The sequence below is a fragment of the Thioclava sp. DLFJ4-1 genome (assembly GCF_002020145.1).
In the GTDB taxonomy this organism is placed as follows: domain Bacteria; phylum Pseudomonadota; class Alphaproteobacteria; order Rhodobacterales; family Rhodobacteraceae; genus Thioclava; species Thioclava sediminum.
In genome coordinates this window covers 280023-296423 of the sequence record NZ_MPZT01000005.1, presented here as the reverse complement: position 1 = coordinate 296423, position 16401 = coordinate 280023, and the positions used below count along the sequence as shown (strand labels likewise).

Annotated in this window: 16 protein-coding genes; 9 read left to right on the top strand and 7 right to left on the bottom strand. The window is 64.2% G+C overall.

The annotated features are described in order from the left end of the window. Positions 1-6: 6 nt before the first annotated feature. From tilS to BMI85_RS16750, 9 genes are all read left to right on the top strand, one after another. Positions 7-1230: a tRNA lysidine(34) synthetase TilS gene (tilS, locus tag BMI85_RS16790; protein ID WP_246832582.1), complete on the top strand. Its 1224-nt coding sequence runs from the start codon at positions 7-9 to the stop codon at positions 1228-1230. A gap of 82 nt (positions 1231-1312) precedes the next feature. Next, on the top strand, positions 1313-3226 hold the full coding sequence (gene ftsH / locus BMI85_RS16785) for an ATP-dependent zinc metalloprotease FtsH (protein WP_078521918.1): 1914 nt from the start codon (positions 1313-1315) through the stop codon (positions 3224-3226). Between the two features lie 18 nt (positions 3227-3244). Further along, positions 3245-4054 (top strand): methyltransferase domain-containing protein, encoded by an 810-nt coding sequence (locus BMI85_RS16780; RefSeq protein ID WP_078602087.1) that lies wholly within the window; start codon positions 3245-3247, stop codon positions 4052-4054. Further along, entirely contained in the window at positions 4054-4644 is a 591-nt protein-coding gene (locus BMI85_RS16775) for a sulfurase (protein WP_078521914.1), read from the top strand. The genes BMI85_RS16780 and BMI85_RS16775 overlap by 1 nt, the downstream gene beginning before the upstream one ends. 81 nt (positions 4645-4725) lie before the next feature. Beyond that, on the top strand, positions 4726-6393 hold the full coding sequence (locus BMI85_RS16770) for a formate--tetrahydrofolate ligase (protein ID WP_078602086.1): 1668 nt from the start codon (positions 4726-4728) through the stop codon (positions 6391-6393). Between the two features lie 67 nt (positions 6394-6460). Beyond that, entirely contained in the window at positions 6461-6781 is a 321-nt protein-coding gene (locus BMI85_RS16765) for a chorismate mutase (RefSeq protein WP_078602085.1), read from the top strand. Next, positions 6762-7640 carry a bifunctional 5,10-methylenetetrahydrofolate dehydrogenase/5,10-methenyltetrahydrofolate cyclohydrolase gene (locus BMI85_RS16760; protein ID WP_078602084.1) on the top strand — a complete coding sequence of 293 codons (879 nt, stop codon included), beginning with the start codon at positions 6762-6764 and terminating at the stop codon, positions 7638-7640. The genes BMI85_RS16765 and BMI85_RS16760 overlap by 20 nt, the downstream gene beginning before the upstream one ends. Before the next feature lie 12 nt (positions 7641-7652). After that, positions 7653-8555: a bifunctional methylenetetrahydrofolate dehydrogenase/methenyltetrahydrofolate cyclohydrolase FolD gene (folD, locus tag BMI85_RS16755; protein ID WP_078540244.1), complete on the top strand. Its 903-nt coding sequence runs from the start codon at positions 7653-7655 to the stop codon at positions 8553-8555. Positions 8556-8693: 138 nt separating this feature from the next. Next, complete coding sequence (locus BMI85_RS16750; RefSeq protein ID WP_210402371.1) at positions 8694-9515, top strand: LytTR family DNA-binding domain-containing protein; 822 nt, start codon at positions 8694-8696, stop codon at positions 9513-9515. Between the two features lie 5 nt (positions 9516-9520). Here BMI85_RS16750 and BMI85_RS16745 read toward each other — a convergent pair whose 3' ends face one another. The 7 genes from BMI85_RS16745 to BMI85_RS16715 form a co-directional block, all read right to left on the bottom strand. Then, positions 9521-10831: an ATPase gene (locus tag BMI85_RS16745; protein WP_078602082.1), complete on the bottom strand. Its 1311-nt coding sequence runs from the start codon at positions 10829-10831 to the stop codon at positions 9521-9523. A 142-nt stretch (positions 10832-10973) separates the two neighbouring features. Beyond that, positions 10974-11474: a prepilin peptidase gene (locus tag BMI85_RS16740; protein ID WP_078602081.1), complete on the bottom strand. Its 501-nt coding sequence runs from the start codon at positions 11472-11474 to the stop codon at positions 10974-10976. 4 nt (positions 11475-11478) lie between these two features. Continuing rightward, the gene (locus BMI85_RS16735) at positions 11479-12351 is read right to left on the bottom strand and encodes a hypothetical protein (protein WP_078545222.1); all 873 of its coding nucleotides are present in this window, start codon (positions 12349-12351) and stop codon (positions 11479-11481) included. A 27-nt stretch (positions 12352-12378) separates the two neighbouring features. Continuing rightward, complete coding sequence (locus BMI85_RS16730; RefSeq protein ID WP_078602080.1) at positions 12379-12948, bottom strand: tetratricopeptide repeat protein; 570 nt, start codon at positions 12946-12948, stop codon at positions 12379-12381. Positions 12949-12952: 4 nt separating this feature from the next. Beyond that, a complete protein-coding gene (locus BMI85_RS16725; protein ID WP_078602079.1) occupies positions 12953-13960 on the bottom strand; it encodes a type II secretion system F family protein in 1008 nt (335 codons plus the stop codon). 10 nt (positions 13961-13970) lie between these two features. Beyond that, on the bottom strand, positions 13971-14930 hold the full coding sequence (locus BMI85_RS16720; protein ID WP_078602078.1) for a type II secretion system F family protein: 960 nt from the start codon (positions 14928-14930) through the stop codon (positions 13971-13973). Positions 14931-14942: 12 nt separating this feature from the next. Next, a complete protein-coding gene (locus BMI85_RS16715; protein WP_078571446.1) occupies positions 14943-16400 on the bottom strand; it encodes a CpaF family protein in 1458 nt (485 codons plus the stop codon). Between the last annotated feature and the right edge of the window lies 1 nt (position 16401).

The following is a 16401-nucleotide window of genomic DNA, read 5'->3' as shown; positions in this document are numbered from 1 at the left end:
GGTCCGGTGACGCTGGACGACATCGCAAGACACGGTTTTGACCCCGATGCGCCCCGGCGCGTCGGGGTTGCCGTTTCCGGGGGCTCGGATTCGATGGCGACGCTGGTGCTGCTGGCTGCGCATTTCGAGGTTGGCGCGGTGACGGTGGATCACGGGCTGCGCCCCGAGGCCGCCGACGAGGCTGCCTTTGTCGGGCGGTTCTGCGCGGATCGCGGCATCGCGCATACCGTTCTGCGCTGGGATGGCGCCAGTGCCAAGGGCAACCTGATGGATGCTGCGCGCCGGGCGCGGTTGCGGCTGATCGGCGCATGGGCGCGCGAAAACGGGATTGCCCATGTCGCGCTGGGGCATACCGCCAACGATCAGGCCGAGACCTTCCTGATGCGGCTCGCCCGCGAGGCAGGGCTGGAGGGGCTGTCGGGCATGCGCCCGCGGTTCGAGGCCGAAGGCGTGACATGGCATCGTCCGTTTCTTGGCCAGACACGCGAGTCGTTGCGAGACCATCTGCGCGCGGAAGGCATCACGTGGATCGACGACCCCTCCAACGCGAACGAACGCTTCGACCGGGTCAAGGCGCGTCAGGCGCTCGGGGCGCTTGCGCCTTTGGGCGTCGATGCGCAGGCGATCGTCGGCGTGACGGCGAACCTCTCGGCGGCGAATGCCGCGCTGAATCGGTTGCTGTCGGCGGAGGTCGCACGTCACGTCTCCGAGGCGTCGGGCGATCTGCTGATCGATGCGGAGGGCTTCGCCGCAATGGACCCGGAATTGCAACGTCGCCTGATCGTGGCTGCGCTGCGCTGGGTCTCCGGGGCGGAGTATGCGCCGCGCGCCGTGAAAGTGCAGGGCCTGCTGTCGGAGATCGCGCAGCCCGGCGACCGTACCCTGCATGGTTGCCGCATCACCTCCGGCAAAGATGCGATCTGTATCACCCGCGAGGCGCAGGCCGTGGCCGATCTGCGCGTGGCTGTCGAAACTGGCGCCGCCCTCTGGGATCGCTGGGAGGTCACCGGCCCCGCAACCGACGTGGCGGAAGTCGCGGCGCTGGGGGAGGCGGGATTGCGCCAATGCCCCGACTGGCGCGACACCGGCCTTCCGCGTGCCTCGCTTGCCGCAAGCCCCGCCATTTGGCGCGGCGAGACGCTTGTCGCGGCGCCGATCGCGGGCTTTGGCGCGGGCTGGCGGGCGCGGATTTCCCGCGACGCATTCGCCACTTGGCTAATTCGACGTTGAACCCCGGCGCGTAATGCCTATTTTCACTGAGGAAGAGGCGGCGACCGCAGGTCAGCCGCCCGATACGATTGGAGGATATTCCTTGGGTAATGCGCGCAATCTGGCCTTTTGGGCGGTGCTGTTCCTGCTGATTTTAGCCCTGTTCAACCTTTTCGGTGATGGGCAATCTTCGATGAACTCGTCCCAAGCGACCTACTCGGAGTTCATGGACGCCGTCGATAAAGGCGAGGTGAAGAACGTTCGCCTCGATGGCGAAGAGGTGCGCTACCAGCTCGCCGATGGCACAAGCTTCACCACCATCAAGCCAATGGAAGATCAGATCGCAGAGAAGCTGATCGACAAGGGCATCGCGGTGAGCGTCGTCAAACAACAGCAGTCGGGCTTCATGTCGCTGCTGGGCGTCTGGCTTCCCTTCCTCGTGCTGATCGGCATCTGGATCTTCTTCATGAACCGGATGCAGGGCGGCGGCAAAGGCGGCGCGATGGGCTTCGGCAAGTCCAAGGCGAAGCTCCTGACCGAGAAACATGGCCGCGTGACGTTTGACGACGTGGCGGGCATCGACGAAGCCAAGGAAGAACTCGAAGAGATCGTGGAATTCCTGCGCAACCCGCAGAAATTCTCGCGCCTCGGCGGCAAAATCCCGAAAGGCGCGCTGCTGGTGGGCCCTCCGGGTACCGGTAAGACGCTTCTGGCCCGCGCCATTGCGGGCGAGGCGGGCGTGCCCTTCTTCACCATTTCGGGCTCCGACTTCGTCGAGATGTTCGTGGGTGTGGGTGCATCCCGTGTCCGCGACATGTTCGAGCAGGCCAAGAAGAACGCGCCCTGCATCGTCTTCATCGACGAGATCGACGCGGTGGGTCGTGCCCGCGGTGTCGGCATCGGCGGCGGCAATGACGAGCGCGAACAGACCCTCAACCAGCTTCTAGTCGAGATGGACGGCTTCGAGGCCAATGAAGGCATCATCATCATCGCGGCGACGAACCGTAAAGACGTGCTCGACCCCGCGCTGCTGCGTCCGGGCCGCTTCGACCGTCAGATCCACGTCCCGAACCCCGACATCAAGGGCCGCGAGAAGATCCTGACGGTCCACTCGCGCAAAGTGCCGGTGGGGCCGGATGTCGATCTGCGTACCATCGCGCGCGGAACGCCGGGCTTCTCGGGCGCCGACCTGATGAACCTCGTCAATGAGGCCGCGCTGATGGCGGCCCGCGTCGGGCGTCGCTTCGTCTCGATGGAAGATTTCGAGAACGCCAAGGACAAGGTGATGCTGGGTGTCGAGCGCCGCTCGATGGTGCTCACCCCCGAGCAGAAGGAAATGACCGCCTATCACGAGGCCGGTCACGCCATCGTCGGCCTGTCGCTGCCGAAATGCGATCCGGTCTACAAAGCCACGATCATTCCGCGCGGTCAGGCCTTGGGTATGGTCGTCTCGCTGCCCGAGATGGACAAGCTCAACTACCACAAGGACGAGGCCAAGCAGAAGATCACCATGACCATGGCGGGCAAGGCAGCCGAGATCCTGAAATGGGGCGAAGAGCATGTCTCGAACGGTCCGGCCGGCGACATTCAGCAGGCGTCGGCGATTGCCCGCGCCATGGTGATGCGCTGGGGCATGTCCGAGAAGGTCGGCAATATCGACTATGCCGAGGCGCATGAGGGCTATCAGGGCAACACCGCCGGCTTCTCGGTCTCGACCAAGACGAAAGAGCTGATCGAGGAAGAGGTGCGCGGCCTGATCGAAGACGGCTACCAGGAGGCGCGCCGCATCCTTACCGAGCGGATCGAGGATTGGGAACGTCTGGCGCAAGGCCTTCTGGAATACGAAACCCTCACCGGCGACGAGATCAAGAAGGTCCTCTCCGGAGAGCCGCTGGGTGGTGACGACGATGACAGCTCCTCGGGGAGCCTGCCGTCGGTGACCGCGCTGCCCAAAACGTCCAAGAAGAAGGATCAGGGCGACGGCGGGGCGGAAACCACCCCCGAGCCTTCGGCCTGACCGCGAAGGTTCGCGAGAATGGTCACGCGTGACGCTTCAGTGCCGGGCGCAGCCGATTGGGACCCAGACGCTTATGCGCGGTTCCGCAATCTGAGGCTGCGCCCGGCACTCGACCTTCTGGCCCGGGTGCCGCAACTGCCCGAGCGCGGCAAGATCATCGATCTGGGCTGCGGCAACGGTGCGGTGGCCGAGGCGCTGAACCACCACTACCCCAAGCGCAAAATCGTGGGTGTCGACAATTCCGAGGCGATGCTGAAGCGCGCCGCGGCGACCGGCGCCTATCACCATTGCGATCTCGTCGACATTTCCGAATGGGCGCCCAACAAGCCGCCGGCGATGATCTTCTCGAACGCCGCGCTGCACTGGCTGCCCGATCACGCCACGCTGTTTCCGCGTCTGGCCGGAGAGCTGCGCGAGGGCGGCGTTCTGGCGGTGCAGATGCCCGCGCAGCATGGCGCGCCGTCGCATCGCATCCTGCGCGAGCTGTCGCAGGAGATGTTCCCCGACCGGTTCAACTTCGCGGGCTGGGTGCCGCCCGTGGCCCCTGCGGTGGATTACGCGAAAATGCTTAGCCCTCTGGGCGAGGTCGATATCTGGCACACCGAATATCTGCAAGAGTTGGAACCCACGCCGGGCGCGCATCCGGTCCGCCGCTTCACGGAAAGCACGGCGATGCGTCCTTTCCTGCGGCTCCTAGGCGACACTGAAGCGCAGGTTCTCATCGAACGCTATGAAACCGCGCTCGAGACGGTTTATCCTTTGCGGGACGACGGCAGCGTCTTTTTCCCGTTCCGTCGTCTGTTTGTCGTCTTGTCAAAGAGGGGCTGATGGCCGCGCTGAAACCCACGCAGTATCAAGGGGAGGTCGTCTGGCTCGGCCTGGTGACCACCGAGGGACAACTGACCTCGACCCCGGTCGAAGAGATCGACTTCACCTTCGACGGTCCCGTGGGAGAGCTGCATGGCGGGCGCACGCGCCCTTCCTGCTCGCGGGTGACCGATCAGCATCCCAAGGGCACCGAGATCGCCAATGTCCGCCAGCTGACGATCCTCTCGGCGGAGGAACTGGCCGAGACCGCCTTCGCGATGGGCGTTCCGGAGATCGATCCCTCTTGGGTTGGCGCGACGATCGTGCTGCGCGGTTTGCCGGACCTGACCCATATCCCGCCCTCGGCGCGGCTGCAGAACGAGACCGGGCTGACCTTCGTGGTGGATATGGAGAACCGCCCCTGTGTCCTCCCGGGCCGGGTGATCGAAGAGCACTATCCCGAGAAGGGCAAACGCTACAAACCGGCCGCCCAAGGTCGGCGCGGCGTGACCGCATGGGTGGAGCGTCCCGGTCGTCTGGTGGTGGGCGAAACGCTGCGGCTGCATATTCCCGATCAGCGCGCCTGGGAGCTGATGGACGAGGTCCGCTGAGGCGATTTAATCCCGCAACGGTCGCTTCTTTCCCTTTTACTGCGCCGTCAAATGGCTACCCTCCCTCAGCAGGAGGACCCGATGACGAGTGACTTAGAGATTGCCCGTGCCGCGACGCTGCGCCCGATGCCGGAAATCGCGGCGAAGCTGGATATTCCCGAAGACGCGCTGATCCCCTATGGCCGCGACAAGGCGAAGCTGGAGGCGGAGTTCATCGCGGGTCTGGACGAGCGCGAGACCGGCAAGCTGATCCTCGTCACCGCGATCTCGCCGACCCCTGCGGGCGAGGGCAAGACCACCACGACAGTTGGCCTCGGCGACGGGCTCTCCCGGATCGGCAAGCGCGCCGCGATCTGCCTGCGCGAAGCTTCGCTCGGTCCGAATTTCGGGATGAAAGGCGGGGCCGCGGGCGGCGGCTACGCGCAGGTCGTGCCGATGGAGTCGATGAACCTCCATTTCACCGGCGATTTCCACGCGGTCGGGGCGGCGCATAACCTGCTCTCGGCGATGATCGACAACCATATCCACTGGGGCAACGCGCTCGAGATCGACGCGCGCCGGATCACGTGGCGGCGCGTGCTCGACATGAACGACCGGGCGCTGCGCGATATTGTCGTCAGCCTTGGCGGCGTCTCGAACGGCTTTCCGCGCCAGACCGGCTTCGACATTACCGTGGCCTCCGAGGTCATGGCATGCCTCTGCCTCAGTCGCGATCTGACGGATCTGCAGGAGCGGCTGGGTCGGATCGTCGTAGGCTATCGCCGCGACCGCTCACCCGTCACCTGCGCGGAGATCGGGGCCGATGGCGCGATGGTGGTGCTGCTGAAAGACGCGCTGCAGCCCAATCTCGTGCAGACGCTGGAGTGCACGCCCGCCTTCGTGCATGGCGGGCCCTTCGCCAATATCGCGCATGGCTGCAACTCGGTGATCGCGACGCAAAGCGCGCTGAAACTGGCCGATTACGTCGTCACCGAAGCAGGCTTCGGGGCCGATCTGGGGGCGGAGAAGTTCTTCGACATCAAATGCCGCAAGGCCGGGCTGAGCCCGAATGCTGCGGTGGTCGTGGCGACGGTGCGGGCGCTGAAGATGAATGGCGGTGTCGCGAAAGCGGATCTCGGCGCGGAGAACGTGGCCGCCGTCGAGGCGGGGTGCGCCAATCTCGCGCGTCACATCGCGAATATGAAGAAATTCGGTGTGCCGGTCGTGGTCGCGATCAACCGCTTCACCGCCGATACCGAAGACGAGATCGCAGCAGTGCGCGCCGCCGCCGAAGCGCAGGGCGTGGAGGCGGTTCTGTGCACCCATTGGGCCGAAGGCGGCGCGGGGACCGAGGCGCTGGCGGAGAAGATCGTCGCGCTGACCGAGAGCCCGTCGCAATTCGCGCCGCTCTATCCCGATGACATGCCGCTGTTTGAGAAAATCGAAACCATCGCCACGCGCATCTACCACGCGAGCGACGTCTATGCCGATCAGAAGATCCTCAACCAGCTTCGCGACTGGGAAGCGGCGGGCTATGGCAACCTGCCGATCTGCGTGGCCAAGACGCAGTATTCCTTCAGCGCGGACCCGACGCTGCGCGGGGCGCCCTCGGGCCATACGCTGCCGATCCGCGAAGTGCGGCTCTCGGCGGGGGCGGGGTTCGTCGTGGTGATCTGCGGTGAGATCATGACCATGCCGGGCCTTCCCCGGCACCCGGCTGCGGAGACGATCGGCCTCGATGCCGAAGGCCGCATCACGGGTTTGTTCTAGGGGCGCGGTCTTGAGCTTGTTGGGCCAAGCTGCGATAGGGGGCGCGAGTGTTCCGGGAGCCTTGCCGATGAAATCTCCGTCAGACCTGCACACGATGGAAGAGCTGCGCGTCGCGATCGATGCGCTCGACCGGGAGCTGGTCGAGATGCTCGCCGCGCGCACCCGGCTGATCGCCCGTGCGGCGGAACTCAAACAGGAAAATGGCTGGCCTGCACGTATCCCCAACCGGGTCGAGGACGTGGTGGCGAAAGTGCGCGCGGCTGCCGGTCCTGCCGGGCTCGATCCCGATCTCGCCGACCGTCTGTGGCGCGAGATGATCGAGCATTTCATCGCGCAGGAAGAACAGGTTCTGGGCAAGGGAGATCCCGATGAGCGCCACGATCATTGACGGAAAGGCGTTTGCGCAGGGCAAGCTGGACGAAACATTTGCCGAGGCGCAGCAGCTCTCGGAGGCAGGCTGGGCGCCGCGCCTCGTCTCGATCTCTGTCGGCGATGTCGCGGCGGCCGAACTCTATGTGCGCAACCAGAAGAAATACGCCGAGAAAGCCGGCGTGGCCTTCGAGGTGCGCAACTACCCCGAGACGATCAGCCTCGAACAGCTTCAGGGCGTGCTGGCCGGTCTGAACGCCGATCCGCGCGTCAACGGCATCATCATCCAGCGCCCGCTGCCCGCGCATATCCCGGTCAAGGTGCTGCAGAAGGCGGTGCATCCGCTCAAGGACGTGGAGGGGATGCACCCCGCTTCGATCGGCAACATCGTCTATAACGAGCTGGAACTGGGCCCCTGCACCGCCGTTGCGGCCGTGGAGATCCTGAAATCCCTGCCGCTCCAGACTGAAGGGCTCAATGTCTGCGTGATCGGCCACTCGGAGATCGTGGGCAAGCCGATCGCCTTCCTGATGATGGGGCTCGGCGCCACCGTCACCGTGTGCCACCACATGACGCGGCAGGTCTCGGTGCATTCGCGCGCCGCCGATGCCGTGTTCGTCGCGGTCGGTAAGCCGGGGCTGGTGCATGGCGAAATGCTCAAACCCGGCGCGGCGCTGATCGATATCGGCATCAACCGGGTCGAGGGGCGCACCGTGGGCGACGCAGATTTCGACAGCTGCGCCGAGGTGGCGGGCTGGATCACGCCCGTGCCGGGCGGGGTGGGGCCGGTCACGGTCTCGACGCTGATGAACAACGCGGTCCGCGCGACCCGCATGCAGATGGACCATTACCGCACGACCTTCGCGGCGGCGGAGTGACGGAGGAATGAAATGACGGCGACGATCATCGACGGGAAGGCCTTCGCAGCGAGCGTGCGCGAGAAAGTGGCCGAGCATGTCACCCGGCTGCAAGAGGAACACGGCATCACGCCGGGGCTCGCAGTGGTGCTGGTGGGCGAAGACCCGGCCAGCCAGGTCTATGTGCGCAACAAGGGCAAGCAGACGCTCGAAGCCGGGATGAACTCCTACGAGCACAAGCTGCCCGCGGAGACCTCCGAGGCCGATCTGCTGGCGCTGGTCGAGAAGCTCAACGCCGATCCGGCGGTGCATGGCATCCTCGTGCAGCTGCCGTTGCCCGATCACATCGACGAGGAGAAGGTGATCAACTCGATTACCCCCGCGAAGGATGTCGATGGCTTCCATATCCTCAATGTGGGCCTTCTGGGCACCGGGCAGAAGTCGATGGTGCCCTGCACGCCGTTGGGCTGCCTGATGATGCTGCGCGACCAACTGGGCAGCCTCTCGGGGCTGAATGCCGTCGTGGTGGGCCGCTCGAACATCGTCGGCAAGCCGATGGCGCAACTGCTGCTGCGCGACAGCTGCACCGTCACCATCGCGCATAGCCGCACCAAGGATCTCGCCGATGTCTGCCGGGGCGCCGATATCCTCGTGGCCGCCGTGGGCCGCCCGCGCATGATCCCGGGCGACTGGGTGAAGCCCGGCGCGACCGTGATCGATGTCGGTATCAACCGGATCGACGCGCCCGAGAAGGGCGAGGGCAAGACCCGGCTGGTGGGCGATGTCGATTTCGACAGCGCCAAGGAGGTCGCGGGCGCGATCACCCCGGTGCCGGGCGGCGTCGGCCCGATGACCATCGCCTGCCTTCTGGCCAACACGGTCACCGCCTGCTGCCGCGCGAACAACCTGCCCGAACCTGAGGGTTTGACTGCCTGACAAAGGTAGGTAAGGATTTCCACAGGTTGGGTGGGGTAAGCGGCCTTTGCCGTTGTCGGAACCGTAACGCTTGCGTTACCCAAGCGTCATTGGGGCGTGACGGCAATGGCAGGTTTCTGGAAAATATATTGGCGGGCATTGAAGATCCCGGCTCTGCCGGTGATCTGGGTCGTGGCATCGCTATTCGGCATCGTGGCCGGCCCGTTCAACACTCTCGAATCCATGTCGCTCGGTGCGCGCGTGATTTTCTGGCCGCTCAGTGTCGCGGTCGGCATCCTGATTGGCGCGGCGATCCGCATTTTTGTGCGGCGGAAGCTGGGTTTGCGCCGGTTCCGCTACGAGGCGCCCACGCTTGCCGGCCTTTCCGCTTTGGTACTGACTGTGCCGCTTTACCTGCTCGTTCTGCTGCTTGCGGCGAAGCCCAACTTCCGGGGGTTCGAGATATTCCACATGGCGGGCTATATCCTCGGCCTCTCAATGGCAGGCTCCACACTGCGGCACTGGATGGCGCCTCAGCAGGGGCGCCCGAAGCGGACGCAGGAGGCTTCAGTGGACGCTGCGGAGAAGCAGGCCCGCCGGGACGTTGAGGCAGCGGGTAAGGGGGCTCTGTCTTCGCCCACGCCGCGTTTGCTGTATCGGCTCGAGCCTGACCTGCGCGCACCGCTGATCCGCCTCGCGGTGAATGACCACTATGTCGACGTGGTGACCGAAGCCGGGGAGACGAGCCTGCTGATCCGGCTTGCCGATGCGATTGCCGAGACCGAGGGCGCGCCGGGCCTGCAGGTCCATCGCTCGCATTGGGTCGCGCGTGATGCGGTGCGCGGCATGCGCAAGGAGAAGGGGCGCGTCTTCCTGCAGATGGCCGATGGCGTAGAGGTGCCCGTCTCGCGCACCTACCAGCTGCAGGTCGAGGCGGCGCGGTTCCGCGCGCCCGATACCGATGGGATGGCCGCCCAGTAGCGCCTTTAGTGGACGATCACCTCGTCTCTGACGAACATGTTGTCCCAGGCGCGATCCACCAGCTCCGGCGTCATCTGATAGGGGATGCCCTCGAATTCGCAGATCGAAATCATCTGGTCGATCAGGAAGACCGGCTGATAGTTCGCGTAGATATTGTCGATGGTGGGGTACTTCACCTTCAGCAGATGCAGCAGCGCCTTCTCGTCGAGCGGCATGTTGCGCTTCTTCGCCATCATCTGGAAAATTTTGAGATAGTCGGACTGGTTCGGCCCGTCGATCTTGATCTTGAAGAAGATACGACGCAGCGCCGCCTTATCGAAGATCTCGTTCGGGTGGAAGTTGGTCGAGAAGATCACGAGCGTGTCGAAGGGCACCTCGAATTTCTCGCCCGATTGCAGCGAGAGGATATCGCGGTTCTCTTCCAGCGGAACGATCCAGCGGTTCACGAGCTTCTGCGGCGGCTCGGCCTGACGGCCAAGGTCGTCCACGATGAAGACGCCGCCAGCCGATTTGAACTGCAGCGGCGCGGTATAGGTGCGCGCAGTTGCGTTGTATTTCAGGTCGAGCATGTCGAGCGAAAGTTCACCGCCGGTGATCACGGTCGGGCGCTCGCAATAGACGTAGCGCTGATCGAACTGCATCCCGCGCTTGCGCAGCGAGGTTGGGTCGTCTTCCTCGACCGGAACGGGGGTGTGTACGATCGGGTCGTAGACGGTGATGATCTGACCCGCATATTCGATGGCGCGGGGGATGAAGATATTGTCGCCGATCGCGTCGCGGATGCCGTTCGAGATCGAGGATTTCCCGTTGCCGGGCGGGCCGTACATCAGGATCGAGCGCCCCGAGGAGACCGCCGGGCCAAGCTGACCGATCAGGTCGGGCGGCAGGATCAGGTGGCCCATCGCGCCCAGAAGCTGCTGGCGGGTCAGCTGGATGTTGCGGATCGACTGGCGCTTCACCTGTTCGCGATAGACGGTCAGCGGCACCGGCATCGCGCCGTAATATTCCGACTGCGCCAGCGCATCGAGCGCGCGCGCCTTGCCGGTGTCGGATAGCTGGAAGCCCATCTCGCCGCCGGAATTGGCATGCAGCGTGCCCATCGCCTCCAACAGGCCCTGCTTGCGGCACATGTCGATCAGGTCCTGCACCATCGTTATCGGAAGGCAGACCAGCTTGGACAGCGCAGAGGCCGTGTCCGTATTGGTGCGGAACATCGTCTTGAGCAGGATGTCCCGCATCATCACGACGTTCAGCCCGGTTTCCTCCAGCGCGCGCGGCGGGGCCGGGGCGATGACATTCGAGGTCATCATGTTCATCTGGCGCGTCCTCTCGGCTGTGCACCCCGCTTTGGTCCTGCGCGGGGGCTAAGATCGGTCCGGGCCAATCTTGCCGGTGATTGTGGCCAAATGTTGGAAAAACCGGGTAATCGCCGCGATACCCGATCGCGGGGCTGAACAATCAGCCCAACGCCACGAGCAGCAGATACGCCCAGAGCGTGCCGACCAGCGCCAGCCCCATCGGGAAGTCCTTGCGCTTCCAGCTCACCCAATCGGGCGTGGCCTTCACCACGGCGGGGATTGCGCGAAAGATCCGGTGCGCGGCGAAGGCCGCAAGCAGGAAGGCGCAGAGCAGGAACATCGTCAGCTGCACGTCGAACAGTTCATGCGAGAAGAACGGCGCGGCGGCGGCTGCGAATTTCGCGTCGCCCGCACCGAAATGCGCGATCTGGTTCAGGATGTAGCCGACAAGAAAGACGACCAGCGCATGGCTCCACCGCCAGGCATAGACGTCGATCGGCAAGAGGAACGGCCCCGCGAAAGCGAAGATCACCAGAAGCGCCAGCACTGCCTTGTTGCGGATCTTCATGTATTTGAGGTCGGTGAAGACCACCCAGGCGCAAACCGGGGTGATCAGCACCAGAAAGATCAGCGCCGAAAGTGGCGGAGCGAGACCGAGCATTCCCTTAGCCTTTCAGCGCGCTCGACGATCCCTGATCGAGCGCCTTCAGCGCCCGGTCGGCCTCCGCGAAATACTGCGGATTGGTGTCGATCGCGTCTTGCAACAGCGTCTTACCGATATTGACGTCGCCGCGCTTCACCGCGGCCAGACCCGCCGTATACAGAAGCTGTGCGCGTTCCGTCTGGGTCATGTCGATCACGGGCAGGTCGTATTTGCCCTGACTGGCCCGCGCGAGCACGAGGTTGTTCTTCGTGGTGAAGCGGGTCGGATCGTAGGTGAGCGCTTCCTTGAACAGCTTCTCGGCGCCTGCGGCATCGCCGCGGCTGAGCTTGGAGAAGCCCCAGTTGTTGTAGATGCCCGCGGGCTTCGTGGTCAGGCCCGCCGCGGTCTCGTAGAAGCTGTCGGCCTTTTTCCACTGTTTATCGCTATCGGCCACCATCGCTTCGAGGCGGTAGCGGTCATAGGTCTCATGCGTCGGCGGCACGGTGTTCAGCGTGGCCTTCGCCCCGGCCCAGTCATTCGAACGGATCTGCGCCTCGGCCAGCGACACGCGGTCGTCATTGGTCGCGCCCGGCATCGTGAGAACCTCTTGCCAGACCTTCACGGCCTGCACGGGCTTTTGCGCGCGCACCAAGGATTTCGCGAGCCCACGCTTGGCGTCGATCCGATCGGGATGGTCGTTGGACAGCCGGGTGAAATAGGTCACGGCCTCGTTCGGATCGGCGACCGTCAGCATGATGTCCGTAAGGTTGGTCTCATCAACGGCATTCACGCTTTTCATCGCGCGGGCGACTTCGGCGTCGCTGTTATTGCCCATACAGCCGGAGAGAGTCATCGCGCAGCCAGCCAAGGCTGCCAGAAAGATCGGGTGGCGCATGTTACCTGCGTCCTTTTTGCTCGAGCCTCAGTGCTTCGTCAGCAGCAGGTAGTCACCGACCCCTTTCCTGACGAGCGTGAACTGCTTGTCCTGTGGCGCAGCGTAACCCGGCTCTTCTATTTTTGCGAGCGCCCGCTTGAGGTTTTGCTTGATCGCGTCCGATTGGCCACTGTCCAGCGCGAAGGCGAGTTTGAAGACGCGCGCGGCTTCGGCGTATTTGCCGCGCTCCATCAGAACGACGCCAAGGTTGTTCCATGCCGGCACGAAGGTCTGATCTGCCTCGGTCGCGCGGCGCAGCATCTGTTCGGCCTGATTCAGACGCCCCAGCTTCAGGTCGGCCGAGCCGATGCCCGAGAGGATTTCCGCCGTGGCGCCATGCTGGCCCGCCGCGCGGTAATAGGCTTTCAGAGCAAGCTCGTATTCGCCCGCTTCCATCAGCCGGTGACCGACGAGAAGCCCGTCGACCGCCTCCGCACCGGGTTTGGTGCCGGGGGCGAAAGCGCCCCGTTTCTCAGCCGAAAGGCCGCCCGGGTTGCAGGCGGCCAGTGTGGTTACTGTCAGCGCGGCCAGTATCAGGCCGCGGCGCTCTGGGATCATGCCGTCAAATGCCCATATTCTTGAAGTTCTCAAGCATATCATGGATCGACGGGCCAACAAGAATGATCAGAAGCGGCGGCACGGTGAACATCATCGTGCCCAGCGTCATCTTGGTGGGGATCTTGTTGGCGGCTTCCTCGGCGCGCATGATCCGCTTGTCGCGCATGTCGGCGGCATAGAGGCGCAGGGCCTCGGCGATCGAGGTGCCGAACTGCTGCGACTGGATCATCACGGTCACGAAGCTCGCAATATCCGGCACGCCCGAGCGTTCGCCGAAATTGCGCAGCACGGTCGACTTGTCGAGACCGGCCTTGATCTCGTGGGCGACCATCGCGAATTCCTCGGACAGGGCCGGGTAGGATTTGTTCAGCTCTTTCGAGACGCGGATGATCCCCTGATCGAGCGACTGGCCCGCCTCGACGCAGACGAGCAGCATGTCGAGCGAGTCCGGGAAACCGTTCTGCATCTCGTCGGTGCGCGCTTTTACGCGTTTGTTCACCCAGTATTTCGGGCCGTAATATCCGACGCCGCCGGGGCCGAGCACCCAGAGCACCGTGCCCAGCATCCCCATGCTTTGCCCCTCGGGCGCGCCGGAGTTGTAGAGCACGACATAGAGCGAGCCGAGCGCGAGCAGGCCGATACCCGCCGCGAACTGGACCGCGTGGAAGGTGCGCACGGCATTCGGGCCGCGATAGCCGGCCGATTGCAGCCATTTGCGCGACTCCGACAGTTCCTCGGCGTTTTGCGGCTCGAGGAAGGCCGAGTATTTCTGCAGCTTGTCGCTCTGGGTGTCGCGCAGCTTCGGGTTGGTTTTATCCGCGTTGCCGCCGGTATTCTGGCGCGGCTGGCGCGGGGCTTTCCCACGGATCTTGTCGAACGGATCCTCGCGCTTCTTCAGGAGCGCAGGGATCGCGGCGAGCACCAGAAGCCCGCCGAGCGCCGCCAGTGCGATCATCGGCCCCATCGGCCCGAGCGCATCGGTCAGCATCTGGTTGATGGCAGCGAAATCCATTGGGCTCTCCTCAGACCTTGATGGTTGTCATGACCTTCATGAAGATCACGTTGGCGCCGAGCAGCAGGAACACCACGATGGCGGCCGGGATGAAGGCGGCGGTCGTTTTGACCTCGTCGTAATAATCGGGCGAGACGACCTGAATGATCACCATCACCACGACGGGGAAGGCCGACAGGAAGATGCCCGACCAGCGCGGCTCTGCGGTGATCGCCTTCACGCGGCGGAACAGCCGGAAGCGCGAGCGGATGACTTTCGACAGGCCTTCGAGAACTTCGGCGAGGTTGCCGCCCGAGGTCTGCTGGATCGACACCGCAACCGCGAGGAAGCGCAGATCCTGCATATCCAGACGTTCGGCCATTTCCGAGATCGCCTCGGCCACGTTGCGCCCATAGGCAGCCTCGTCGGCGATGATGCCGAACTCGGTGCCCATCGGATCGGGGATTTCGCGTGCGACCGCCTGGATCGCTGAGGCCAGGGGGTGGCCCACGCGCAAGCTGCGCACCATCAGTTCCACCGCATCAGGAAGTTGCTCCTCCATCAGCGCCATGCGCTTCTTGGCCTTCGAGCTGACCCAGAAGAACACGCCGCCCACGCCCATGAAAAGCGAGAGGAAAATACGGATGAAGAGACCCGCCTGCGAGGCCACCGTGAGCGCGATGAAAGCGGCGAAACAGGCGAAGGCCATGATGCCGATCAGGGCCATCGGCGAGAAGGCGATATTGCCCTTCTGCGCCTTGTCGGCCAGCAGCGAATAGAGCGGGATCGAGCGCGCATCGTTATGCTGCGTCGCTTCCTTGCGCAGACGTTCCAGCACCTCTTCGCGCCGCTCACCCTTGTTGAGCATCTCGAGGCGGCGATTGACCCGCTTGTTGAGCGAGATCGACTTGCCGAAGAACAGCAGATAGACGCCTTCGACAAGCAGCAGCACTGCGACGAAGATCAGCAGGTAGATAATGGGGGTCGCCATGGCGGGGGGTCCTTAGTCCTGCACGGGTTCGTAGATCGAAGCCGGCAGGTCGTAGCCCCATTGCCGGAACCGATCGGAATAATGCGAGCGAACGCCGGTCGCGGTGAAGCGCCCGATGATCTTGCCGTCGGGGGCGAGGCCGAGACGCTCGTAGCGGAAGACTTCCTGCATCGAGATCACGTCGCCTTCCATGCCGGTGACTTCCGTCACCGAGACCATGCGGCGCGAGCCGTCCTGCAGACGCGAGGCCTGCACGATAAGGTTCACAGCCGACGCGATCTGGCTGCGCATCGCCTTCATCGGCATCTCGATGCCCGACATCGAGATCATGTTTTCCAGACGCGCCACGCCGTCACGGGCGGAGTTCGCGTGGATCGTGGTCATCGACCCGTCGTGGCCGGTGTTCATGGCCTGCAACATGTCGATCACTTCCTCGCCGCGCGTTTCGCCGACGATGATACGGTCGGGACGCATCCGCAGCGCGTTCCTGAGACAGTCGCGCTGGGTGACTGCGCCCTTGCCTTCGACGTTGGGCGGACGGCTTTCCATCCGGCCCACATGGGTCTGTTGCAGCTGAAGTTCGGCCGTGTCCTCGATCGTCAGAATGCGCTCGGCGTTGTCGATGAAGGACGACAGCGCGTTGAGCGTCGTCGTCTTACCCGAGCCCGTCCCGCCCGAGACGATCACGTTGAGACGCGTCGCGACCGCGGCTTGCAGATAGGCCGCCATTTCCTCGGTGAAGGCGCCGTAATTGACGAGATCGTCGATCCCGAGCTTGTCCTTCTTGAACTTACGAATGGAGACGAGCGAGCCGTCCACCGCGATCGGCGGCACCATCGCGTTGAAACGCGAGCCGTCAGCGAGACGGGCGTCGACGTAAGGGTTGGATTCATCGACGCGACGACCCACGGCCGACACGATCTTGTCGATGATGCGCAGCAGGTGGCGTTCATCCTTGAAGGTGATGTCGCTCAGTTCGAGCTTGCCATCGCGTTCGATGAAGATCTGCTGCGGGCCGTTGACCAGAATATCGTTGACGGTCTCGTCCTTGAGCAGCGGCTCGAGCGGGCCGAGACCCATGACCTCGTCGTAAAGCTCCTGCTGCAGCGCCTGACGGTCCTGCGCGTTCAGCGCGACCGATAGCTCGGTCATCGCCTCGGCGGTGATGTCGGCGATCTCTGCGCGCAGTTCGCGTTCGGAGGCGTGCTCGAGCGCGGCAAGGTTCAGGTTCTCCAACAGCCGCTTGTGCAGCTCCACCTTGAGTTCCTGAAGGCGCTGCTTGCGCTTCTTCTCCTTGTCGACGGCCACCGGGTCGGCTGCGACCTTCGCGGGGCCCATCTTGCGATGGACCACCTGCGTTTTCGGCGCAGCGTCGATCGGCGGCGGCTTGGCGGCACCGGGCGCGGGCGGCGGGGGGGCGGCCTTGCCGTTGGTGGGCTTTGCCCCGTCTTTCTTGTAGCGCGAAAACATC